This window comes from Streptomyces sp. NPDC043870, from assembly GCF_056435785.1.
This window is the reverse complement of sequence record NZ_JBWKDT010000012.1, coordinates 162,461-185,606: the sequence shown is the minus strand read 5'-3', so window position 1 is coordinate 185,606 and position 23,146 is coordinate 162,461. Positions and strand designations below refer to the sequence as shown.

Annotated in this window: 19 protein-coding genes; 11 read left to right on the top strand and 8 right to left on the bottom strand. The window is 72.7% G+C overall.

Going from position 1 to position 23,146, the window contains the following annotated elements; translation table 11 throughout:
- Positions 1-18: 18 nt before the first annotated feature.
- Positions 19-456, bottom strand: coding sequence for a MarR family winged helix-turn-helix transcriptional regulator (locus AC0699_RS18020; protein ID WP_469766972.1), 438 nt, complete (start codon positions 454-456; stop codon positions 19-21).
- 133 nt (positions 457-589) lie between these two features.
- On the opposite strand from AC0699_RS18020, the gene AC0699_RS18015 reads away from it, so the two are divergent.
- A complete protein-coding gene (locus tag AC0699_RS18015; protein WP_478661011.1) occupies positions 590-772 on the top strand; it encodes a ribbon-helix-helix protein, CopG family in 183 nt (60 codons plus the stop codon).
- 30 nt (positions 773-802) lie between these two features.
- Here the strand turns inward: AC0699_RS18015 and AC0699_RS18010 are convergent, their stop codons facing one another.
- Positions 803-2,269: an NCS2 family permease gene (locus AC0699_RS18010; protein WP_478661009.1), complete on the bottom strand. Its 1,467-nt coding sequence runs from the start codon at positions 2,267-2,269 to the stop codon at positions 803-805.
- A 188-nt stretch (positions 2,270-2,457) separates the two neighbouring features.
- On the opposite strand from AC0699_RS18010, the gene AC0699_RS18005 reads away from it, so the two are divergent.
- The gene (locus tag AC0699_RS18005) at positions 2,458-2,730 is read left to right on the top strand and encodes a DUF2530 domain-containing protein (RefSeq protein WP_478661007.1); all 273 of its coding nucleotides are present in this window, start codon (positions 2,458-2,460) and stop codon (positions 2,728-2,730) included.
- A gap of 154 nt (positions 2,731-2,884) precedes the next feature.
- Complete coding sequence (locus AC0699_RS18000; RefSeq protein WP_478661004.1) at positions 2,885-5,338, top strand: HAD-IC family P-type ATPase; 2,454 nt, start codon at positions 2,885-2,887, stop codon at positions 5,336-5,338.
- A 444-nt stretch (positions 5,339-5,782) separates the two neighbouring features.
- Here the strand turns inward: AC0699_RS18000 and AC0699_RS17995 are convergent, their stop codons facing one another.
- Positions 5,783-8,914 carry a sacsin N-terminal ATP-binding-like domain-containing protein gene (locus AC0699_RS17995; RefSeq protein WP_478661002.1) on the bottom strand — a complete coding sequence of 1,044 codons (3,132 nt, stop codon included), beginning with the start codon at positions 8,912-8,914 and terminating at the stop codon, positions 5,783-5,785.
- Between the two features lie 427 nt (positions 8,915-9,341).
- On the opposite strand from AC0699_RS17995, the gene AC0699_RS17990 reads away from it, so the two are divergent.
- Complete coding sequence (locus tag AC0699_RS17990) at positions 9,342-9,698, top strand: hypothetical protein (RefSeq protein WP_478661000.1); 357 nt, start codon at positions 9,342-9,344, stop codon at positions 9,696-9,698.
- 156 nt (positions 9,699-9,854) lie between these two features.
- Here the strand turns inward: AC0699_RS17990 and AC0699_RS17985 are convergent, their stop codons facing one another.
- The gene (locus tag AC0699_RS17985) at positions 9,855-10,763 is read right to left on the bottom strand and encodes a DUF3027 domain-containing protein (protein ID WP_478660998.1); all 909 of its coding nucleotides are present in this window, start codon (positions 10,761-10,763) and stop codon (positions 9,855-9,857) included.
- A gap of 280 nt (positions 10,764-11,043) precedes the next feature.
- Here AC0699_RS17985 and AC0699_RS17980 point away from each other — a divergent pair, with 280 nt between their 5' ends.
- From AC0699_RS17980 to AC0699_RS17965, 4 genes are all read left to right on the top strand, one after another.
- Complete coding sequence (locus AC0699_RS17980) at positions 11,044-12,414, top strand: MFS transporter (protein WP_478660996.1); 1,371 nt, start codon at positions 11,044-11,046, stop codon at positions 12,412-12,414.
- A 146-nt stretch (positions 12,415-12,560) separates the two neighbouring features.
- A complete protein-coding gene (locus AC0699_RS17975) occupies positions 12,561-13,037 on the top strand; it encodes a DUF2771 domain-containing protein (RefSeq protein WP_478660994.1) in 477 nt (158 codons plus the stop codon).
- A 22-nt stretch (positions 13,038-13,059) separates the two neighbouring features.
- Positions 13,060-13,848 carry a futalosine hydrolase gene (locus AC0699_RS17970; protein WP_478660992.1) on the top strand — a complete coding sequence of 263 codons (789 nt, stop codon included), beginning with the start codon at positions 13,060-13,062 and terminating at the stop codon, positions 13,846-13,848.
- Complete coding sequence (locus AC0699_RS17965; RefSeq protein WP_478660991.1) at positions 13,845-14,726, top strand: 1,4-dihydroxy-6-naphthoate synthase; 882 nt, start codon at positions 13,845-13,847, stop codon at positions 14,724-14,726. Before AC0699_RS17970 ends, AC0699_RS17965 begins: the two co-directional genes overlap by 4 nt.
- Positions 14,727-14,790: 64 nt before the next feature.
- Here the strand turns inward: AC0699_RS17965 and AC0699_RS17960 are convergent, their stop codons facing one another.
- Positions 14,791-15,174 carry a cold-shock protein gene (locus tag AC0699_RS17960; protein WP_385414414.1) on the bottom strand — a complete coding sequence of 128 codons (384 nt, stop codon included), beginning with the start codon at positions 15,172-15,174 and terminating at the stop codon, positions 14,791-14,793.
- Between the two features lie 211 nt (positions 15,175-15,385).
- Here AC0699_RS17960 and AC0699_RS17955 point away from each other — a divergent pair, with 211 nt between their 5' ends.
- On the top strand, positions 15,386-15,634 hold the full coding sequence (locus AC0699_RS17955) for a hypothetical protein (RefSeq protein WP_478660987.1): 249 nt from the start codon (positions 15,386-15,388) through the stop codon (positions 15,632-15,634).
- Here the strand turns inward: AC0699_RS17955 and AC0699_RS17950 are convergent.
- Both AC0699_RS17950 and AC0699_RS17945 read right to left on the bottom strand, forming a co-directional pair.
- Positions 15,613-16,266, bottom strand: coding sequence for an HAD family hydrolase (locus AC0699_RS17950; protein WP_478660985.1), 654 nt, complete (start codon positions 16,264-16,266; stop codon positions 15,613-15,615). The two genes, AC0699_RS17955 and AC0699_RS17950, sit on opposite strands and share 22 nt — an antisense overlap.
- Positions 16,267-16,478: 212 nt before the next feature.
- The gene (locus tag AC0699_RS17945) at positions 16,479-17,492 is read right to left on the bottom strand and encodes a hypothetical protein (protein ID WP_478660983.1); all 1,014 of its coding nucleotides are present in this window, start codon (positions 17,490-17,492) and stop codon (positions 16,479-16,481) included.
- An 81-nt stretch (positions 17,493-17,573) separates the two neighbouring features.
- Here AC0699_RS17945 and AC0699_RS17940 point away from each other — a divergent pair, with 81 nt between their 5' ends.
- Together AC0699_RS17940 and AC0699_RS17935 are read left to right on the top strand one after the other, a co-directional pair.
- Positions 17,574-20,150 (top strand): helicase-associated domain-containing protein, encoded by a 2,577-nt coding sequence (locus AC0699_RS17940; protein ID WP_478660981.1) that lies wholly within the window; start codon positions 17,574-17,576, stop codon positions 20,148-20,150.
- A 176-nt stretch (positions 20,151-20,326) separates the two neighbouring features.
- A complete protein-coding gene (locus AC0699_RS17935) occupies positions 20,327-21,967 on the top strand; it encodes a DNA repair helicase XPB (RefSeq protein ID WP_478660979.1) in 1,641 nt (546 codons plus the stop codon).
- A 32-nt stretch (positions 21,968-21,999) separates the two neighbouring features.
- Here AC0699_RS17935 and AC0699_RS17930 read toward each other — a convergent pair whose 3' ends face one another.
- Positions 22,000-23,079 carry a glycosyltransferase 87 family protein gene (locus AC0699_RS17930; RefSeq protein WP_478661097.1) on the bottom strand — a complete coding sequence of 360 codons (1,080 nt, stop codon included), beginning with the start codon at positions 23,077-23,079 and terminating at the stop codon, positions 22,000-22,002.
- Positions 23,080-23,146 lie beyond the last annotated feature (67 nt).

The window sequence follows — 23,146 nt, the reverse complement described above, 5'->3', positions numbered from 1 at the left end:
CTCCTTGCGGCCTCGGTTCTACAGATGCGCGAGCTTCTCCAGCACGGGGGCCGCTGCACGCAGCTTGGCCCACTCGTCATCGTCCAGACCTTCGGCGAGGGACGCCAGCCATGCGTTCCGCTTGCGGCGGCTCTCTTCCAGCATGGCCTCGGCCTGCTCGGTCTGGCTGACGACCTTCTGCCGGCGGTCGTCGGGGTGCGGCTCCAGCCGTACCAGTCCCTTGGCTTCCAGCAGCGCCACGATGCGCGTCATCGAAGGCGGCTGGACGTGCTCCTTGCGGGCCAGCTCACCAGGGGTGGCCGAACCGCAGAGGGCCAGGGTGCCGAGCACCGACATCTCGGTCGGGCTCAGCGATTCGTCGACGCGCTGATGCTTCAGGCGCCGGCCCAGCCGCATGACGGCGGAGCGAAGTGAGTTCACGGCGGCGGCGTTGTCACCGTGGGACAGGTCAGGCATGTTCATTAGGATAACTCATTACCCAGTCTAATTACCACTGGGGTTTCGGCCCAGCTCGATGGATCACCCATTTGAGTGAGAAGGATCCAGAAAGTGACGCACTGGCCGGTTCCCGCCCGGGACTCTGGCCGACATGGCATCGACAGTGCTCAGCGTGCGCATAGAGGAAGAGCTGCTGGACCGGCTCCGGCAGCATGCCGCCAAACGCGGAATGAGCGTCCAGGACTACGTGGTCCGGACGCTCATTCGCGACGACTTCGACGAACGCTTCAAGGCGGCCGTCGACGAGACGGGGAAGTTCTACGGGCTGACGTGAGCCGGGAGGCCTCGATCGGGGAGGCCTCGCTCAGGCGAGGCCCAGCGCCGGCATCGCGTAGTAGAAGACGAAGACCGCCGACACGATGTACATCGCGACCGGCACCTCACGGCCGCGTCCGGTCGCCGGCCGCAGCACGCTGAAGGCGATGAAGCCGATACCGATGCCGTTGGTGATCGAGTACGTGAACGGCATCATCACCATCGCCAGGAACGCCGGCACCGCGATGGTGAAGTCGCTCCAGTCGATGTCCTTCACCGATCCGGCCAGGATCAGGAAGCCCACCGCCAGCAGGGCGGGCGTCGCCGCCTGGGACGGCACCATCGTGGCGAGCGGCGTGAGGAACAGCGCCACCGAGAAGAGTCCGCCGGTGACGACGGACGCGAGACCCGTACGGGCACCCTCGCCGACGCCCGCCGTGGACTCCACGAAGCAGGTGTTGGCGGAGGACGAGGTGGCGCCGCCCGCGGCGACCGCGATGCCGTCGACGATCAGCACCTTGTTGATGCCGGGGAAGTTGCCCTCCTTGTCCATCAGCTTCGCCTCGTCGCCGACGCCGAGGATCGTGCCCATCGCGTCGAAGAAGCAGGACAGCAGCACGGTGAAGACGAACAGCGCGCCGGTGAGGAAGCCGACCTTCTCGAAGCCGCCGAACAGGCTGACCTGACCGACCAGACCGAAGTCGGGCGTCGCGACCGGGTTGCCCGGCCACTCCGGGACCGTCAGGCCCCACGCCTGGCCCGGCAGCTTCGCGACCAGCTGGACGACGAGCGCGACGACCGTCATCACGACGATCGAGATCAGGATCGCGCCGGGCACCTTGCGGATGATCAGTGCGAGGGTGAGCAGCGCGCCGATCACGAAGACCAGCACCGGCCAGCCGGACAGATGGCCGGTCAGGCCGAGCTGGAGCGGGACGGTGGTGTGGGCGGCGTCCGGGATGCGGGAGACGAAGCCGGAGTCGACGAGGCCGATCAGCATGATGAAGAGGCCGATGCCGATCGCGATGCCCTTGCGCAGGCCGAGCGGCACGGCGTTCATGACCCGCTCGCGCAGGCCCGTGGCCACCAGCAGCATCACCACGAAACCGGCGAGGACGACCATGCCCATCGCGTCGGGCCAGCTCATCCGGGGGGCGAGCTGGAGCGCGACCACGGTGTTCACCCCGAGTCCGGCGGCCAGCGCGATCGGGACATTGCCGATGACACCCATGAGGAGCGTGGAGAACGCGGCGGTGAGCACGGTGGCGGTGACCAGCTGGCCGCCGTCGAGCTGGTGGCCGTACATGTCCTTCGCGCTGCCGAGGATGATCGGGTTCAGCACGATGATGTAGGCCATCGCGAAGAAGGTGGCGAAGCCGCCGCGGATCTCACGGGGGAGCGTGGAGCCGCGCTCGGAGATCTTGAAGAAGCGGTCGAGCCGACCGAGGGCGCCGGGACCGGAGTCCGGCCGCTGCGGCTGCTGGACGTCCGCAGGAGCGGTGGCCGTGGGGGGCATGCGAGACCTCGTCGGGGGTGGTTCTTGGCCAGTTCCTTGGATGTTCATACGAACGAAACCGGTCGGACACAAACCGCTTCAGTATGAACGTATGAGTGGGAGATCGGTATCTCCGCGCGTAGACGCATGCGGGCAACGGGGGTCGTAGGGGCCGTCGGGGTCGCCGGCGGGCCACCTACACTGACCGCATGGCGAAGTGGACCCCCAAGCACGAGGCACCCGAGCCCCTGGAGGGGCCCGTCGTCGCCACCATCACCGGCGGCACGATCCTGTGGTTCGTCCTCTTCGTGGTCCAGGTCCCCTTCTACAGCTGGTTCGCCGACCGCGAGCTGACGTGGTGGGTGTGGACGTGCCTGGCCGGCGCGGGCCTGGGGCTCATCGGTATCTGGTACGTGCGCAGGCGCGACGCGGCGATAAAGCGCGCAGAGGCGGCGCGCGGCGACGCGCCGCGCGCGGAGTAGCGGGCCGAGCAGCGGCCGGAGCAGCGGGGCGCAGCCCCCGCGCCTTCCCGTAACCGGGGCTCAGCCCCCGGCCCCGTACGGGGACCCCGGATGCTCCACCCTGTTCAACCGGCTCAGGGGGTGAACGCCGCGTGCCCGCCGTACCGTCGGGAGCATGACTCAGCGGTCGGAGAGCAGCAGCGGCGGGCCCGGGCAGCGAGGCGGGGCGGCCATCGACGCGGGCGCGGAACTCGACCCGGTGCACCCCGTGGCGCCGCCCGTGCGGCACCGGCCCGGCGGGCTCAGCGCCGCCGAGGTGGCCGAGCGGATCGCGCGGGGCGAGGTCAACGACGTACCGGTTCGCAGCAGCCGCTCCACCGCCGACATCATCCGCGGCAACGTCTTCACCCGCTTCAACGCGATCATCGGCGTGCTCTGGTTGATCATGTTCATCGTCGCGCCGTTCCAGGACACCCTGTTCGGATTTGTCATCCTCGCCAACACCGGCATCGGCATCATCCAGGAACTCCGCGCCAAGAGGACCCTCGACGGGCTCGCCGTCATCGGCGAGGCGAAACCCGTCGTCCGGCGCGACGGGGCCGCCGGCGAGGTGTCCACGTCCGAGATCGTGCTCGGGGACCTCATCGAGCTCGGGCCGGGTGACAAGGTCGTCGTCGACGGCGAGGTCGCCGAGGCCGACGGTCTCGAGGTCGACGAGTCACTGCTGACCGGTGAGGCCGACCCCGTCCTCAAGAAACGCGGCGACAGGATGATGTCCGGCAGCTTCGTCGTCGCGGGCGGCGGTGCGTTCACCGCCACCAAGGTCGGCCGCGAGGCGTACGCGGCACAGCTCGCCGAGGAGGCCTCCCGCTTCACCCTCGTCCACTCCGAACTGCGCTCCGGGATCTCCACGATCCTCAAGTACGTGACGTGGATGATGGTCCCGACCGCCCTCGGCCTGATCATCAGCCAGCTGGCGGTGAAGGGCGACAACTTCAAGGACTCGGTCGCCCGCACCGTCGGCGGCATCGTGCCGATGATTCCCGAGGGCCTCGTCCTCCTCACCTCCGTCGCCTTCGCGATCGGTGTCATCCGGCTCGGCCGCAAACAGTGCCTCGTCCAGGAACTGCCCGCGATCGAAGGGCTCGCCCGCGTCGACGTCGTCTGCCTCGACAAGACGGGCACGCTCACCGAAGGCGGTATGGACGTCACCGAGCTGCGTACGCTCAACGGCTCCGACGAGGCGTACGTACGCAAGGTCCTCGGCGCGCTCGGCGAGTCCGACCCACGGCCCAACGCGTCGCTGCAGGCGATCATCGAGGCCTGCCCGGACAGCGAGGAGTGGCGCTGCACCGAGTCGCTGCCCTTCTCCTCCGCGCGCAAGTACAGCGGCGCGGCGCTGAGCGAGGGCGACGGGCAGAGCTCCACGTGGCTGCTCGGCGCGCCCGATGTGCTGCTGCCCGCCGAGGACCCCACCCTCGGCGAGATCGACCACCTCAACGAGCAGGGACTGCGCGTGCTGCTCCTCGCCCGTGTCGCCGGCGAGCTCGACTCCCCCGATGTCGTCAGAAGTGCCAGGCCCGCCGCCCTGGTCGTCCTGGAGCAGCGCCTGCGACCCGACGCCGCGGACACGCTGCGCTACTTCGACGAGCAGAGCGTCCACGCCAAGGTCATCTCCGGTGACAACGCGGTGTCGGTGAGCGCGGTCGCGGCGAAGCTCTGCCTGCCCGGCGCCGCGAGCACCGTGGACGCGCGCAGGCTGCCCGCCGAGCGGGAAGCGATGGCCGAGGAGCTCGACGCGAACGCGGTCTTCGGGCGGGTCACCCCGCAGCAGAAGCGGGACATGGTCGGCGCGCTCCAGTCCCGTGGGCACACGGTCGCGATGACCGGCGACGGCGTCAACGATGTCCTCGCGCTCAAGGACGCCGACATCGGCGTCTCCATGGGCTCCGGCTCCGAGGCGACGAAGGCGGTCGCCCAGATCGTCCTCCTCAACAACAGCTTCGCGACGCTGCCGTCGGTGGTCGGCGAGGGCCGCCGGGTCATCGGCAACATCACGCGCGTCGCGACACTGTTCCTGACGAAGACGGTCTACTCGGTCCTGCTCGCCATCCTGGTGGTCTGCTCGCAGGTCGAGTACCCCTTCCTGCCGCGCCACCTCACCCTGCTGTCGACGCTGACCATCGGCGTCCCGGCCTTCTTCCTCGCCCTGGCGCCCAACAAGGAACGCGCCAGACCGCACTTCGTGCGCCGCGTCATGCGGTACGCGATCCCCGGCGGCATCATCGCGGCGGCGGCCACCTTCGTGACGTACGTCCTGGCCCGCGCCCACTACAGCGGCGCCGCCGCGCTGGGGGCCGAGACCAGCGCGGCGACGCTGACCCTCTTCCTGGTCGCCATGTGGGTCCTGGCGATCGTCGCCCGCCCGTACACCTGGTGGCGGGTCGCTCTGGTCGCGTCGATGGGGCTGTGCTTCCTCATCGTGCTGATGGTGCCGTGGCTGCAGGACTTCTTCGCGCTGAGGCTGGTGGGGACGACGATGCCGTGGGCGGCGGTGGGGGTCGCGGTGGTGGCGGGGGTGCTGCTGGAGTTCGCGTGGCGGTGGGTGGACCGGCGGTTCCCGGCGTAGGGGTGGGGCGCTGCGCGGGGCCTGTTCCCCTACCCGCCCCTTCCCGAACTGGGACAGGCCCCAGACCCCGGTACGGCCTCCGGCCGTGTCCTCAATCTCCCCCAGAGCTTCGCCTGGAGACCCCAACGGGCTGATTCCGGGGCTGACCCCCGAAGTCCAGCCTCGCTGGGGTCCCCCCACGCCCGCAGGCGTAGGGGGAGATCCAGGCGCGCAGCCCGGGGCGGAGCCCCGGGACTAGGCCCTGTCCGGGCGATCTTGTCGGGGCCGCGACGACAGCTACGGCACCTCGCTGCGTTGTCGGAGTCGCCCAAGTACGTCCAGTACGAGGGCGATCCTCCGCCTTGCGATCGCACGCACCAGACGCCGCGGGCCCCGGCCCTCCGGGCGGACGGCGCTACTTTCGCAACACGCCCTAGGCGCGGGGTCCGGGGCGGAGCCCCGGGACTAGTCGAACCAGCGGTCCCGCGCCAGTTCCTCCGTCCGCGACGGGTCCTCCAGCAGCGCCGCGACCTCGAAGCGGCGTGGCCACTGGCCGGCCGCCCAGGCCAGGCCCGCCGCGACGCCCTCCAGGGTGGCGGCGTGGATGACGCCGTCGGGCGTGCGGCGCCAGTCGAGTTCGACGCCGCCCGCCAGCAGTTCCTCGTGCTCCACGTACGAGGCAGGGGTCGAGGGGCCGAGGAGCGCGTGCACCGACGGGGGTACGTCGTGCTCCTCGCCGACCGTCGTCACCTCGGCCTCGACCGCCTCGCTGAGCCGCCCCACCTGGAACAGCTCGGCCAGGTCCGCCGCCCGGTCCGGGGCGACCGGCAGCAGCGGGCGGTTCGTGGTCAGGGGGAGCAGATCGGGGGCGTCCGCGACCAGCGCGTCCGAGGCGTCCACGACCCGCACCTCGCCGTCGACGACCGCGCGCAGCTCGTCCGGGAGCGTCACCTGCTCCGGGTCCAGATCGGCCAGCGCGGTGTAGAGGGCGTGCAGCTGGGACGCGGTCACCGGGCGGTCCGGGTCGGCGAGCCGGCCCAGCAGCTCGGCCGCGCCGCCCGGCTCGCCGAGGAGCGCGGCGACGGACGTCCGCACGCCCAGGGCGTGCAGCACCTGCTCGTCCTCGAAGCCGGTCGCGTCCGCGGAGTCGTACAGGCCGACCAGCAGCGGGTCCCCGCCGGACGCCCGCAGGCCCGCCGGGCGGCGCCCGCCCAGCACCGGGTGGTCGCGCAGCCACCACGCCGTGTACGGGCGCACGGTCTCCGTCGTACCGTCCGGCAGCAGCACCCGCACGGTCTGCGTGAGCGCGTCCCGCAGCGGCGGCCGTGCGAGCAGCACGAGCGCCTGCGGCCAGTGGTCGTCGTCGACCAGGTCCAGATCGCGTACGGCGACGATCTCGGTCGCGACCGGCGGCACCGGGGTGTCCGGCAGCCGGTCCAGCACGTCTTCGCACCACACGTCGACCGCGTCGAGGAGCCCGGCGTCGTCGGGCTCGGCGAAGTCCCCGTCACGGGGCTCCAGTTCGTCGGGGTCGAGGACGACATCGGTGGCACGTACGAGCGCGAAGTTCGCCAGCACCCCGCAGGCGGCGAGCGGCTGTTCGCCCCAGCGCTCGGCCAGTTCGGCGTCGACGAGGGCGAGTTCACCCTCACGCATGACGGACGCGAACGGGCTGCCGGGCAGGACGAGTTCACCCGCGGGCGCCGGCTCGCCGTCCTCGTCGGGCAGCGCGAGCGCACCCAGCCAGGGCTCGTCCCCCGGCTCCAGGTCCGCGTCCCGGACCAGTGAGAGGACGATCTCCGCCAGCTCCTCGCTGTCCGGCGCGTCCTCGTCCCACATCCCGTCGCCGTCCTCCAGCGACGCCGCGACGGCGGCCCGCACCTGCGGTGTCGTCAGCACCGCGCGCGGGGTCGCGGGCAGCGCGCCCAGCTTCTCCAGAAGGGGGTGGGCGGCGTCCGGGTGGGCGACCTTCAGCCCGAACCGGGCGAGCCCGGCAGGGGTTTCGGGCGTCGGCAGCAGGACCTGGCGGGGGCCGATGGTGGTACGGGGGGTCCGCCGGGGTTCCTCTTCCTCGCCCGGACCCGCCAGCGGCACCGGCAGTCCCGACAGCCGCTCGGGGTCGACACCCGCGAGGCTGTCGTACAGCCGCCACCACCACGACGGGTCGCGCTCGATCCCGGCGAGCCGGTCGACCGCCTCGGTCAGCGGGACGCGCGCGACCCCGAGGGTGCGCAGCTCGACCCGGCGCTCCAGCCCGGCGGGCAGCATCGTCGGCAGCACCTCCGCCATGACGCGTACGGTCTCGGCGCCCGCGCCCTCCACGACCTCGGCCTCCAGCGGCCGCAGCGCGACCAGGTCTTCGGACGGCGCGGCCGGGGCGAGGAACGCGACCCGGGGCAGCAGCTCCAGAATCGCCGCGCGCAGCGCGCCGTCCAGTTCGCCCTTGCCGAGCGGGCCGGGCACCAGGTCGATGGTGCCGGTGCTGACGGGCTGCCAGTCGCCGAGGAGTTCGGCGTACGCCTCCGCCGCGCGCCGCACCAGGAAGTCGGTGAGCGGGCCGGGGGCCGGGTGCCTCCGGGCGGTGTCCAGCGGGAGCGTGGCGATGAGCAGCGCGGGTACGCCGAGAGGTTCGTCCGTCGGGGTGGGGGCGTGGACGACCGGCGCCGTCGCCGGATAGACCGGCAGGCCCTCCCCGTCCACGGGCACGGCCCAGGTCACCGCCCAGTGCGGCCGCAGCCGCTCCTCGACCGGCCGGTCGGCGAGCAGCGCGGGCTCGATCGCCCCGTGGCGGCTGACGACCCGCCAGCGGTTGACGCCGCGCGCGGTGTCGTCGACGTGGACGTACGGGCCGTGCTCCGAACGGCGCAGCGTCCGTACCCCTTCCGGGGTCTCCACGACCACTTCGCCCAGGCCGGGCAGGGTGAGCAGCAGGGCGTCGTCGATCCCGGCGAGCAGCCGCTCGATCAGGTCCTCGGCGGTGCCGTCGCGCAGTGGCAGGATCACGACGGTGTCGTAGCCGTCGGGGGCGGTTCCCTCGGCGGGCAGCGGCAGCCGCAGCAGCGGTACGTGGCCGTCGCGGCGGCGCAGCTCGTCGCCGAGGCCGGGGCTGGCCTGCGCGGTCTGCTGGGCGAGCTCGCGGGCCTCCGCGAGCGACCACCTGACCCCGCCGTGCCGGCCGACGACGGCGGGCTCGTCGCTGACGGCGAGGACCGCGGCGAAGCCGACGCCGAACCGGCCCACGGCGCCCTGGTCGTGCTCGCGCTTGGCCGAGGCCCGCAGGGTGGAGAGCGACTCGACACCCGCGGCGTCCAGCGGCGCGCCGGTGTTCGCCGCCACCAGCACGGCGGGCTCCGTGCCCCGGCCGGGCCGCAGGGTCAGCCGCAGCCGCCCCTGCACTCCGGCGCGGGCGGCGGCGTCCGCGGCGTTCTGGGCGAGCTCGACGACGACACGGTCGCGGTAGCCGCCGAGCGCGAGGTCCTCCTCGGCGTTGGCGTCCTCCCGGAAGCGGGCGGGACTGGCCCCCCACGCGTCGAGCACCCCGCGCCGCAGCCGCGCCGTCCCGAACGGGTCGGCCCCCTCGGTCGTCCTGACGCTCACGCCTGTCTCCGCTCTCTGGCTCTGTTACCGGTGTACCGCTGAACCGCTGCCTGCGCCGCCCACCGCTGCTCGACGCCGCGGCCCGAAGGTACCGCGTACCGCTGGAAGCTCTTCTCCTCGCCTGCCCCGCACGGCTGGAAAAGACCCCGGAAAAGATTTTCAGAACCACCTGCAACCCCGGGGAGGGGGCGCGGCCGCCGCCGCCACGGCCGGGACCGGCTTCCCGACGAACGTCGACATCAGCGGCTCCTTCAGACTCGGCCAGCGGACCTCCTTCACCGCGGAGATCACCAACAAAGTCCGGCAAGGACGCCATCGACCGGCAGGGCCTCATCACCGTCGCCTACGGCAAGCACGTCAACGCCGCGGTGGAGCGCGTGGCCGCCGACCCGTCCAAGGTCGTCATCGAGCATCTGGTGGACGGCGTGTGGGAGCGGCTGCCGGTGTCCGCGGGCGGCGTCCGCCGCACGATCACCGGGGCGAGGCCGTCGAGAACGCGTCCGACGTCCTGACCATCACGCCCGAGTCCGGCGGCCCCCTGGTGCGCGGCGCCGTCAACGTGTCCCTGCTCGACCCCTCGACCGGCCGCTGGCGGCCGGTGGGCGGCGTCAGCGGGTCCGGATACGAGGCGGACCTGACGGATGGCGCCCGCCTCGAAGCGGGAAGCTCCCGCACCCACCGGATCCGCCTCTCGCTGACGGAATCGTTCCCGGCGGGCGTCGGGCGCCTGCGGATCTCCCTGTTCAGCGATGCGGGCTACGAGACCGTCACCCGCACGGGCTGACCGGGCGGGCCCGCACCCCGCACACAGGCGGCCTCATGGCAAAGGCCCCGGCACCCTCGGCGCCGGGGCCTTTCCTGCCACTGGCCCTGTCCTGGCCTGAAACTCTTCCTGGCCGGGCCCTTTCCTGGTCCTGTTTCGGCCGGGCCCGGTCCTGGCCTAGGAGTGGCCCAGATCGTCCGGCGACGCCGCGTCCACGTGGTCCGGGACCGACCCGCTGTCCGGGGCGGGCCGGAGCGGGAACTCGTCGGGGCGCATCGAGTCCAGCACCGGCGGCGCGGGCCGGGGTGGCTTCGGCATGACCGCCGCCTCCGAGTGCCCGCCGCACCCGTACGAGAGCGACACGACCCGCCCGTCCGCCGGCGAGAACTCGTTCGCGCACACCCCGAAAGCCTGCTTGAGCGACCCGCCCAGCGGCATCAGGAACCCGCATGACACGCAGGTCGCGGGCGCCGCCTGCGCCATCGGCGTCTTCGCGCCGTACGACTCCTCCCAGCGGTCCGCGGCGACATGCAGCCCGTACCGCGACAGCACCCGCGCCCGCCGCATCCCGAGCTCCTCCGCGACCGACGAGATCGCACCTCGCGACGGGGCGCGGGAGACGATCTCCGCGTCCTCCGCGTCGACCCGGTCGGCCATCTCGCCGGAGACCGGCGAGTTCGGCGGGGGCGCGTCCTCGCCCGTGTAGCCGGGCTCCAGCCGCAGGTCCTCGGCCTCGGTCGGAAGCAGATCCCCCGGCCCCATGTCCCCCGGCCGCAGCCGCTCGCTCCACGGCACCCACTCCGGCGCCAGCAGCGCGTCGGGCCCCGGCAGCAGCACGGTCTCGTCGAGGGTGACGACCTTCGCGCGGGACGCCCGGGCGACGGTGACGGCCCAGCGCCACCCCTTGTACCCCGGCTCCTGGCACTCGAAGAGGTGGGTGACGACCCTGTCGCCCTCGGACACGAGCGAGACATGCTCGCCCACCACCCCCGGCGCGGCTGCCTCCTCGGCAGCTGTCCGCGCGAGGTCTACCGCCTCGGCGCACAGACGGTCGGGGGTACGGCTTCGCGTCGTCGCAGCACTCACAGGTCTCGCTTCTCTCCTACGCCGTCTCACGGGTGCGCCGGCCGATTCGCGATGTACGGGCGGCGGGCGGAGCGGACCAGTGGGCCGCATCGACGTCCGCGCCCGGGCAATCTGTCTCGGGCACACCTACCGTCACCCATTCTGCGGGATGGCGAAGAGGCGCGCGGCCGAGAACTACCGCCGGTGGCGCGCTACGCACGCTACCCCCTCCGTGGCGTGCCGCCCACCTGCCCGTCCGAATCCCGGTTCGGGTCGAAGGTGCTTAGGGCACTATGACGACGTGACAGCCGCGAGGTCGTCCGACGGTTCCGGGCCGCTGAACAGGGCGGGCCGGGCGGTCGGCCGTGCTCTGCACCTGCCGTTCACCGGTACGGCGAAGGGTATTCGCCGGGCGACCCACGCCCATGGGGCGGGCGAATCCGGGCTGGGCAAACTCATCGAGCTGCACGCGGTCAACGGCGCCGGCGATGTCATGATCACCGTCGCGCTCGCCTCGACGGTCTTCTTCTCGGTGCCCACCGACGAGGCCCGCGGGCGCGTGGCGCTCTATCTCGCGATCACCTTGGCGCCGTTCGCTCTGCTCGCTCCCGTGATCGGCCCGCTGCTGGACCACATCCCGCACGGCCGCCGCGCCGCGATGGCGGGCGCGATGATGACCCGGGCGGTACTGGCGCTCACCATGTCGGGCGCGGTCGCTACGGGCGGCCTGGAGCTGTATCCGGCGGCGCTCGGGGTGCTGGTGGCGTCGAAGGCGTACGGAGTGGTCAGAAGCGCCGTCGTACCCCGGCTGCTGCCGCCCGGGTTCGCCCTCGTGAAGGCGAATTCCCGGGTGACCCTGGCCGGGCTGGTCGCGACCGGGATCGCCGCGCCCGTCGGCGCCGCGCTGCAGCGGTTCGGCCCCGCCTGGCCGCTGTACGGGGCGTGCGCCGTCTTCGTCGCGGGCACCTTCCTGGCGTTCAGCCTGCCGCACAAGGTCGACTCGGCGAAGGGTGAGCGCAAGGCGCACATGCTGACGCACGGCGAACGGAAGCCGAGCCTGCGCACGGTCGGCCCGTCGGTGCTGCACGGACTGCAGGCGAACGCGGCGCACCGCATGCTCTCCGGGTTCCTGATCTTCTTCCTTGCGTTCCTGCTGCGGGTGCATCCGATGGCCGGGCAGAGCGCGGCGGTGTCGCTGGTCATGGTGGGCATCGCGGCGGGTGTCGGAAATGCCTGCGGTACGGCGATCGGGGCGTGGGTGAGGAACCGCCCCCCGGAAGTGATCGTCGCCACGGGCCTGTCGCTCGCGCTGTCGGCGGCGATCCTCGCGGCCGTGTTCTTCAGCCCGTTCATGGTGGCGGTGCTGGCCGGGGTGGCGGGGCTCTCGCAGGCACTGTCGAAGCTGTCGCTGGACGCGATGATCCAGCGGGACGTTCCGGAGTCGGTACGGACGTCGGCGTTCGCCCGTTCGGAGACGCTGCTGCAGATGTCGTGGGTGGTGGGCGGAGCGATCGGGATCGCCCTGCCGCTGAACGGGGTGCTCGGCATGGCGGTGGCGGCGGCGATCCTGGCGACGGGTGCGGCGCTGGCCCTGCACGGCCTGCTGGTGGCCTCCCGGCGCAGCACACTGCCCCCGTCGCACCGGGTGAGCGCCGCACCCCGGGTGCAGTGACGCCCGGTGCTCCAGGCACTGTGCCCCGGGTGCGGTGACGCCCGGCGCCCCGGGCCGGTGCGCCGGGTGCCCCGGGCACGGTGAGGCTCGGCGCCACGCCGCACCCCCGCGCTGCGGGACACCGGGGGCCCGATAGCCTTCGGACCATGACCGTTGCGTTCTTTACCGGCAAGCACCGCCGGGCCGCCGCCGCCCTCGGTGCCGTGTCCGCCGGCCTCCTCGTACTCTCCGCCTGCGACAAGCCGACGCCGATCGCGACCGTGACGGTCGGGACCGAGTCGGTCCACTCCGAGGCGGCCTGCTACAACGACGGCAATGCCATCAAGGAGTCGCTGGCCCAGGGCTGCCTGAACGAGAAGGCCGAGAAGTCCATCGACGTCGCCTCGGACGACAAGATCCGGTTCGGCGTCGACCCGGAGATCGCCGAGAACGGCTGGACGATCTTCATCGGTGGTGAGCGCGCCGAGCAGGAGCCGTACCACAAGACGTACCGGACCATCCCGGCCAGCGCGTTCTTCACCAGCCCGACCGGTGAGGCCTCCAGCACCGCGCAGGTCTCCATCGTGGAGACCTCCGGCAAGAGGCTGACCGGCATCTGGCACTTCAAGCTCAACAAGGTCTGAGCCGGCCCGGCACCACCCAGCCATGCGCGTACTCGTCGTGACCGCGGTGCCGGCGGAGGCGGACTCCGTCTCCGCCGGCCTCTCCGCCCACGGCCCGTCCACCACGCACCCCCTCCCGGGCGGCCACGCCCTGCGCCGCTGTGCGGGCGCGGGAGTGCGCGTGGACGTCCTCCCGGCGGGTGTGGGCCCGGCGGCCGCGGCCGCGGCGACGGCGACGGCGCTGACCGCGGCGGTGTACGAGCAGGCGGGCCCGGGCGTGCACGGAGCCGCCGGACAGGACCCGGGCCGGCCAGCGGGAGCAGTCGGTCCGGCTGCCCGTCCCGGCTACGACCTCGTCGTGTCCGCCGGGATCGGCGGAGGGTTCCAGCCGGTCGCGCCGGTCGGCGCGGTCGTCGTGGCCGACGCGATCGTCGCGGGCGATCTGGGCGCACAGACGCCCGACGGATTCCTCGCCGTCGAGGAGCTGGGTTTCGGGCGGTCGGTGCATGTTCCGTCGCCCCTCTCGGGCCGGATCGCCAAGACCCTGGACGCGGTGTACGGGCCGGTCCTCACCGTGTCCACCGTCACCGGCACCGGCGCGCGCGCCGCCGAACTGATCACGCGTCACCCCCGGGCCGCCGCCGAGGCGATGGAGGGCTTCGGGGTCGCCGAGGCCGCCGCCGCGCACGGTGTGCCCGTCGTGGAGATCCGGGCCGTGTCGAACGCCGTCGGCCCGCGCGACCGCTCCGCCTGGCGGATCGGCGAGGCGCTGGAGTCCCTGCGGCACGCGTTCGGGCTGCTCGGCCCTGTCTTCGAGGAGGAGTCCGGATGACACCCCGGCGGATCCAGATCGCTTACTCTCCCTGCCCGAACGACACCTTCGTCTTCGACGCGTGGGCGCACGGCCGGGTCCCCGGCGCGCCCCGTCTCGATGTCACGTTCGCCGACATCGACATCACCAACGGCATGGCCGAGCGCGGCGAGTTCGACGTCCTGAAGGTGTCGTACGCCGTACTGCCCTACGTCCTCGACGAGTACGCGCTGCTGCCCTGCGGCGGGGCGCTGGGGCGGGGCTGCGGCCCGCTTCTGCTGGTGAGGGAACCAAAGGAGCACAGCCTCACCCACGAACCCTGGTCCGCCGCGGACCTCGCGGGGAAGACCGTCGCCGTGCCGAGCGAGAAGTCGACGGCGTACCTCCTGTTCCGGCTGTGGGCGGCGGATCAGGTGCCGGAGGGCGTGGGCCGGATCGTCGTCCTGCCGTTCCACGAGATCATGCCGGCGGTACGGGACGGCAAGGTGGACGCCGGGCTCGTGATCCACGAGGCGCGGTTCACCTATCAGAACTACGACCTGCACTGCCTTGCTGACATGGGCGAGCACTGGGAGTCCACGACGGGTCTGCCGATCCCGCTCGGCGCGATCGTCGCCAAGCGGTCGCTGGGCCCGGAGATGCTGACGCTGCTGGCCGAGTCGGCCCGTACGTCCGTGCGGATGGCATGGGACGACCCGGTGGCGTCCCGCCCGTACGTACTGGAGCACGCCCAGGAGATGGACCCGGCGGTGGCCGATCAGCACATCGGGCTGTACGTCAACGAGTTCACGGCGGGGCTCGGCGAGAACGGCTACGCCGCGGTCCGCGGGCTCCTCACGCGCGCCGCGGCCGAGGGGCTGGTGCCGCCCCTCGGCCCGGAAGCGCTGTCGTTCGTGTAGTTGTCGTCCGTCTAGTTGTCGTTCGTCCGGCGGTCGTTCGTCCGGACGCGCCGGACGAGACGCCCTAGACGTCGAGCTGGTCGGCGACCGCGCGCAGCAGGCCCGCGATCTTCTTGCCGTGGGCCTTGTCGGGGTAGCGGCCCCGCTCCAGCGACGGCGTGATGTTCTCCAGGAGCGTCGTCAGGTCCTGCACGATCGACGCCAGTTCGTCCGGCTTGCGGCGCTGGGCGGCGGCGACGGACGGGGTCGGGTCCAGGACCGTCACCGAGAGCGCCTGGTCACCCCGCTGACCCGCGACGACGCCGAACTCGACCCGCTGCCCCGGCTTCAGGCTGTCGACTCCGTCAGGAAGCACCGACGAGTGGACGAAGACGTCGCCGCCGTCGTCGCGGGAGAGAAAGCCGAAGCCCTTCTCACTGTTGAACCACTTGACCTTGCCGGTAGGCACGTCTGTCCTCGTCCTCGTACTCGTCGGGATTTCGAAAACGCTCGGAATCCGCCCGGAATCCGCTCGGAAACCGATTGGAACCGCTCGCAAAACTGCTCTGGATAGCACTGCAGCGGGTCGCCCGACCCGCCACCACACAAGGCTAATGGTCCGGGGGCCACTGACAAGACGTCCCCGGCGGTTCCTACGCGCTGGGAACTACCCTGGTCGGGTGACTCATGAAACCCAAGCCAATTCGACCGGCCCCGGGGACGGGCTCGTCCGTGTCGGTGCGATCGTCTTCATCATCGGCGCGGTGGCCACTCTGGTCACGGTGGCCCCGCTGTTCCTCGGTACGGATCCGTTCCCGACGGCCGCGTACCTCGTGAGCATGCTGATGGGCATCGGGTTCCTCGTCGCGGGCGCGGGCGTGCTGCGGTCGATCGCCGCGCAGCGCCGTCAGGCACGCTCCTCCGCGTAGGCGTACGTGTCGGCGTACCCGCCGAGCCAGGCCGGGAACGCGGTGAGGTCGGGCAGGACCACGTCCGCCCCGGCGTCCCGCAGCTCACCCTCCTCGCACGGCCCGGTCGGCACGGCGACGGAGAGCGCTCCCGCGGTACGGGCGCCACGCACATCCCCGGTGTGGTCGCCGACGTACACCCGCGCGTCGTGCTCGCGCAGCGCCTCCGCCTTGGCCTCCGCCCACAGCCAGCCGATCACCTCGTCCGGCTCGATGCCGAGGTGGGCGAGGTGCAGCCTGGCGTTCGGCTCGTGCTTGGCGGTGACGACGATCGCCCGGCCGCCGAGCGACTGGACCGCGGCGACGGCTTCACGGGCGCCGGGCATCGCGGGAGTCGGCGTGATGGCGTGCGTGGGATAGATCTCGCGGTAGCGGTCGCCCATCTCCTGGATCCGGTCGTCCGGGAACCAGTGCGCGAGCTCCTCCTCCAGCGGCGGTCCGAGCCGGGTGACCGCGAGATCGGCGTCGATCCAGACGCCCGTCTCCGCGGAGAGTGCCTGGTAGGCGGCCCGGATACCGGGGCGTGAGTCGATCAGGGTCATATCGAGGTCGAAGCCGACGGTGAGCGGTGGTGTCGCGGGGTCCGGAGCCATGCGGGCCATTGTGCCCGCAAGGCGCCACCGGGCGGCGCCTGCAGTTGGCCGTCCCTTACCCGCTTCTTGACGGGTTTCGATGTCAGCCGCCGCCTTCAGGACACGGCGGACGGTGGCGCCTGCAGCGGGCCCACGCTGCGGAGCGCACACCGCGGGAAGGGCAGCACGGGGAGCGGAGCCCGCCGCCTGCGCCCTGACGCCCCGGCCACCGGCTACTTCCTGCGCGCTCGCCACACCAGATAGAGCGCGGTCGCCAGCGCCGCCCCCCGCACCACCCACGGCCAGGTCGAGGACAGCGCCTCGCGCATCGCCTCGCCGCCCCGTGGGATCGGTTCGCCCCAGCGGCCGTCGACACGGCCCCAGAGCCAGACAGCGGCGCCGGCGGCGACGGCGGCGGGCAGGCCGATGACCGCCCCCTTCGCTTCCCTGCGCGAGAGGGCGCGGGAGGCGTACGCGAGGAGCCAGCCGCCGGCGAGGGCGATCCAGGAGCCGAGGACCGTGCCGACGGCCAGGAGCGCGGCGGCGAAGAGAAGCAACGGGTTGCCGAGCGACGGGCGCGCGGCGGTGGGAGCCGAGGCCGCCCCGTTCGTACGGCGGCGGCGAAGACGCGGGCGCCACCGCCCCGGTGCCGCGGCGTCGGCGTCCGCCTCCTCCGCCCCGGGCTCATCGGCGGCCTCCGCCGCGTCCTCCTCCGTGCGCGGAGGCTTCAGAAGCTCCGGAATCTCCACCCCGCCGACGAACCCGCCGATGTCTTCTCCCTGCCCGCCCGGCCCCCCGCCCGGCCCCGGTTCGACCCGCCACCAGTCAGGTGCGGCGCCCGCGGACGGGCCGAGCTCGTCCATCCCGGCCAAGTGCGGGGGCGACGCGGCGGTGGAGGGCCGGGTGCCCTTCGTGTCCTTTCCTTCCGACCTGCGCGTACGCGGCATGATCCGCCGGCCGGAACGGGTCCGCTGCTCCGGCACGGCAGGCACCGAGGGCGCGGCGGGTGCGGCCGGGGCACCGCCCGCCGCAGCGTCCACCACCTCGTCCGGCGTCCCCAGCCGCCCCAGGATGCGTCGGACGGCCGCCGGGCTGTCCGTCTCGTATTTCGCGCGCTGCCGGTCGATCTCGTTCCGCAGCGACGACACGAGCCTCATCCTGGTACCGGAGGGCAACTGGCGCTGCTGGGCCAGGTCCCCGACCCGGCTCAGATAATCGAAGACAAGCTGGTCGCTCTCGATCCCCACGGACGCCCCTCCACAGCGCGCCCGGTATCGGAGGGCGCCTGACCCGACGTTAGCGCGGCGGCAGGGGCTAACGTGGGGCGGATGGGGACCGGTGAGCTCGATCGGGAGGCGCACGTGCCCACAGGAACGCCCGCGGAAGCATCCGCAAGTACGGCCGGCGCGGCACCGCGCACGCTGGCCGAGGCGCTGCGCACCGGCGGCGACGAAGGGCTGGCGGCACTGCTGCGCGCCCGCCCCGATCTGCTGTCCCCGGTCCCGAACGACCTGACCCAGCTCGCCACCCGCGCCGGCACCCGGGCCTCGGTGGTCCGGGCGCTGGAGCGGCTGGACCGGTTCACGCAGCAGACCGCGCAGGCGCTGGCCGTGGCCGCTGAGCCCGCGTCGTACGACACGGTCCGCGCGCTGCTGGCCGGAGACGACGGCGACCCGGCGGTCGAGGCGGCGCTGCCCCGCGCGCTGGGCGTGCTGCGCGAGCAGGCGCTGGTGTGGGGCGACGACGAGCGGCTGCGGCTGGTGCGTACCGCGCGCGAACTGCTCGTGCCGTCCCCGGCGCACCCGTCCCCGACCGGGCTCGGCCCGACGGTCGCCGAGGCCACCGCGGGCATGTCGCCGGGGCGGCTGCAGGAGATCGTCGCCGCGGCGGGGCTGCCGACGACCCACGACCCGGTGTCGGCGGTCGCCGCGCTGACCGCGCTGTTCACGGACCGGGAGCGGATGACGGCGCTCCTGGACACGGCTCCGCCGGAGGCACTGGCGGTGCTGGACCGGCTGGTGTGGGGGCCGCCGTACGGAGAGGTGACCGCCGATCCCACGCCGCCGGTGCGCTGGCTGCGGGACCGGGGTCTGCTGCTGCCCACGTCGCCGCGGACGGTGGTGCTGCCGCGCGAGGCGGCGCTGCATCTGCGCGGCGGGCGGGCCCACCAGGAGCCGGAGCCGGTGCCGCCGGAGGTGGTGGTCGCGGCCGAACACCGTCCACAGGTTGTGGACAGTACGGCCGCGGGGCAGGCGTACACCGCGCTCGCGACGGTCGAGGAGCTGCTGAAGGAGTGGCAGACGAGCGGACCCGCGGTGCTGAGGGCGGGCGGGCTGAGCGTCCGTGACCTCAAGCGCACGGCAGCCGCGCTCGACGTCTCCGAGCAGATCGCCGCGTTCTGGATCGAACTGGCCTACGCGGCGGGGCTGCTGGCCTCGGACGGCGAGGCGGACGAGCGGTTCGCGCCGACGCCCGCGTACGACGAGTGGCTCGACCTCCCCGCGCCCGCGCGCTGGACGTCGCTCGCGACGGCCTGGCTCACCGCGACCCGTACGTCCGGCCTGATCGGCGGCCAGGACGCCAAGGGCCGTACGCTCGCCGCGCTCGGCCCCGATCTGGACCGCGGCCCGGCGCCCGAGGTCCGCCATCGCGTCCTGACCCTCCTCGCCGGCCTTCCCGCCGGCTCCGCCCCGGTCCCGGACACCGTCCTCGCCCGCCTGCGCTGGGAACGCCCGGTCCGCGCCACCTCCCCGGAGGCCCCGGACCTCCGTTCCCGCATCGCCACTTGGACCCTCACCGAGGCCGAACTCCTCGGCATCACAGGCCGCGGCGCCCTCGCCACGGCGGCCCGCACGCTCCTGGGCGAGCCGCCCGCGCCCGCCGGCCCGGCAGCCACGGCCACCGCGTCCGCCGGGCCGGGAGCAGGCTCCGCCGAAGGCGCCCACAGCCACGTCGAACTCGCCGCGCGTGCCGCGCTCGCGGCCGCCGCGATCGCCCCCCTCCTCCCCGAGCCGCTCGACCACGTCCTTCTCCAGGCCGACCTCACCGCCGTCGCGCCGGGGCCGCTGGAGCGGCCGCTCGCGGAAGCGCTGGGGGTGGTGGCGGACGTGGAGTCGAAGGGTGGCGCGACCGTGTACCGGTTTACGCCGGGGTCCGTGCGGCGGGCGCTGGACGCCGGGCAGGCCGCGGCCGATCTGCACACGTTCCTGGCGCGGCACAGCCGTACGCCCGTACCGCAGCCGCTCAGCTATCTCATCGACGATGTGGCCCGTAAGCACGGCCACCTCCGTATCGGTGCCGCCTCCGCCTACGTACGCTGCGACGACGACGCGCTGCTGGACGAGATCCTCGCCGACCGGCGCTCGCACGGGCTGCGGATGCGGCGCCTCGCGCCCACCGTGCTGGCCGCCCAGGCCGACCCGGCCACGCTGCTCGAAGGGCTGCGGGCCATGGGGTACGCGCCGGCCGCCGAGTCCGCCGAGGGAGACGTGCTGATCACCCGCGCGGACGCCCGCCGCACCCCGCACCGCACCCCGCCCGCGCCCGTCCCGGACGGGCCGCCCGTGCCCGACGACACGCTGCTCGGCGCCGCGGTGAAGGCGATCAGGGCGGGCGATCTGGCCGCCACGGCCGTACGCAAACCCGCCCCGCACACCGCCGACGGCGAGCTTCCCCGCACCACTCCCGCCGAGACCCTCGCGACCGTCCAGGCCGCGGCGCTCACCGGCTCCGCGATCTGGATCGGGTACGTCAACGCGGACGGCGCCGCCAGCCAGCGCGTCATCGCACCGGTCCGCGTCGAGGGCGGCTTCGTCACGGCGTACGACCACACCGCCGACGAGGTCCGTACGTACCCGCTGCACCGCATCACCGGAGTCGCCGAGCTCGCGGACGAACCGGCCTGACGAACCGACGCCAGCTGATCTGAAGCACGGGTGGGGTTGCCCCGGCGGTGTGGCCAAGATGGTGTGGCCGACGCCACCCGGCCGCACCGCCCGATAAGGCAAACTGGAGGTTTGGCTGCACGGGACCGGCCGCGACCGCACGGGACCGCACGGCGCCATGAGGAAAGGGCACACGCGTGAACGGACCACTCATCGTCCAGAGCGACAAGACTCTCCTGCTCGAGGTCGACCACGAGCAGGCGGACGCGTGCCGTCGCGTCATCGCCCCGTTCGCGGAGCTGGAGCGCGCCCCCGAGCACATCCACACGTACCGCGTCACCCCGCTCGGCCTCTGGAACGCGCGCGCGGCCGGGCACGACGCCGAGCAGGTCGTGGACGCGCTCGTCGAGTTCTCGCGCTACCCCGTCCCGCACGCGCTGCTCGTCGACGTCGCCGAGACGATGGCCCGCTACGGCCGCCTGACCCTCCAGAAGCACCCCGCCCACGGACTGGTGCTGACCACGACAGACCGGCCCGTTCTGGAGGAGATCCTCCGCTCCAAGAAGATCCAGCCGCTGGTCGGCGCCCGGCTCGACGCGGACACGGTCGCCGTGCACCCCTCCGAGCGCGGCCAGATCAAGCAGACCCTGCTGAAGCTCGGCTGGCCCGCCGAGGACCACGCCGGCTACGTGGACGGCGAGGCCCACCGCATCGACCTGGACGAGGCGGGCTGGTCCCTGCGCCCGTACCAGAAGCAGGCCGTCGAGGGCTTCTGGCACGGCGGCTCGGGCGTCGTGGTGCTCCCCTGCGGCGCGGGCAAGACCCTCGTCGGCGCGGGCGCCATGGCCCAGGCGAAGGCGACGACCCTGATCCTCGTCACCAACACGGTCTCGGCCCGCCAGTGGAAGCACGAGCTGATCAAGCGCACCTCGCTCACCGAGGAGGAGATCGGCGAGTACAGCGGCGCGAAGAAGGAGATCCGCCCGGTCACCATCGCCACGTACCAGGTGCTGACGACGAAGCGGAAGGGGATCTACCCCCACCTGGAGCTGTTCGACTCCCGCGACTGGGGGCTGATCGTCTACGACGAGGTCCATCTGCTGCCCGCGCCGGTCTTCAAGTTCACGGCCGACCTCCAGGCCCGCCGCCGGCTCGGCCTGACGGCGACGCTCGTCCGCGAGGACGGCCGTGAGTCGGACGTCTTCTCGCTCATCGGCCCCAAGCGCTTCGACGCACCGTGGAAGGAGATCGAGGCGCAGGGCTACATCGCGCCCGCGGACTGTGTCGAGGTCCGGGTCAATCTGACCGACTCCGAGCGGCTGGCGTACGCGACGGCGGAGACCGAGGAGAAGTACCGCTACTGCGCGACGACGGAGACGAAACGCCGTGTGACCGAGGAACTGGTCCGCAAGCACACGGGCCAGCAGACCCTGGTCATCGGCCAGTACATCGACCAGCTCGACGAGCTGGGCGAGCATCTGGACGCCCCGGTCATCAAGGGCGAGACCCCCAACTCGCAGCGCGAGAAGCTCTTCGACGCGTTCCGGAACGGCGAGATCAGCGTCCTCGTCGTGTCCAAGGTCGCGAACTTCTCGATCGATCTGCCCGAGGCGACGATCGCCATCCAGGTCTCCGGCACCTTCGGCTCCCGCCAGGAGGAGGCGCAGCGTCTCGGCCGCGTCCTGCGCCCGAAGGCCGACGGCCACAAGGCGCACTTCTACTCGGTGGTGGCCCGCGACACCATCGACCAGGACTTCGCGGCGCACCGCCAGCGCTTCCTGGCGGAGCAGGGATACGCCTACCGGATCATGGACGCGGACGACCTGCTGGCGGACTGACGGTCATGGACTCCCCGCCACGACGCGGGGTGCTAACGAGTACCGGCGCGCGTACTCATTTCCCGGGCCGTGCGCTGCACGGGCAGCGTGGCGGCGGCCGTACGGGCCCGTAGCGCCGCGAGGACCAGCACCGCCACGCCCAGTGGCGGATAGGGCGACGCCAACGGCTGCTGCCACCACGGCAGTTGGAGTTCCAGATCACCCGCGTGCGGTACGAGCCACATGGTGCGGGCCAGGAAGAGCACCATCACCAGCGCGGCCGTGCGTCGGTGGCCCTCGGCGACGAGCACCGCCAGCAGCGGGACGCACCACACCCAGTGGTGGGACCAGCTGACCGGCGAGACGAGCAGGGCGGTGAACGCGACGGCGAGGACGGCCCAGGGCCCCGGCGCGCGGCGGGCGATCCACAGCCCGGCGACGGCCGTCACCACCGCCGCGGCCGCCCACACCCCGCCCGGCTCCTCGAGGTGCAGGACGCGCGCGAACAGGCCTTGCAGCGACTGGTTGTCGACGATCCACGCCTCGCCGGCCCGGCCGGTGCCGAGGATCCGCCGGGTCCAGAAGTCGGCGCTGGCCTCCGGCAGGACGAGCGCGCCGAGCAGCACCGTGCCGGCCAGCGAGGCGAGCGCGGTGAGCCCCGCCCGTACTCGCCCGGTGATCAGCAGCAGGACGATGAAGGCGGCCGGGGTGAGTTTCACACCCGCCGCGACGCCGAGGGCGAAGCCCTTGCCGAGGGCGCCGGGCGGGCGGGACAGGTCCCACAGGACGATGCAGACGAGGGCGAGGTTGATCTGCCCGAAGAGCAGGGTCTGGAAGACGGGTTCGAGCCAGAGCCCGAGCGCGATCGCGGCGAGAAGATACGGAGCGGGGGCCGCCGGCATGCCGGCGAAGCGGCAGGAGAGCCGTACGAGCAGGGCGAGGAGCAGGGCGTTGCCGGCGACGAAGGCGACCTTGAGCACGGCGACGGGAAGCCAGGTCGTCGGCACGAAGAGGATCGCGGCGAAGGGCGGATGGGTGGCGGGCAGCTGCCACTCGGTGACGGTGAACTCGTACAGATCGGTGCCGTGCGCCACGGCCGCGCCCTCCGCCCGGTAGACGAGGGTGTCGGCCATGGGGATGTGCTGGGCGACGCAGAGAACGGCCAGCGCGGAGAGCGACAGAACGAGTGCGAGGGCGCCG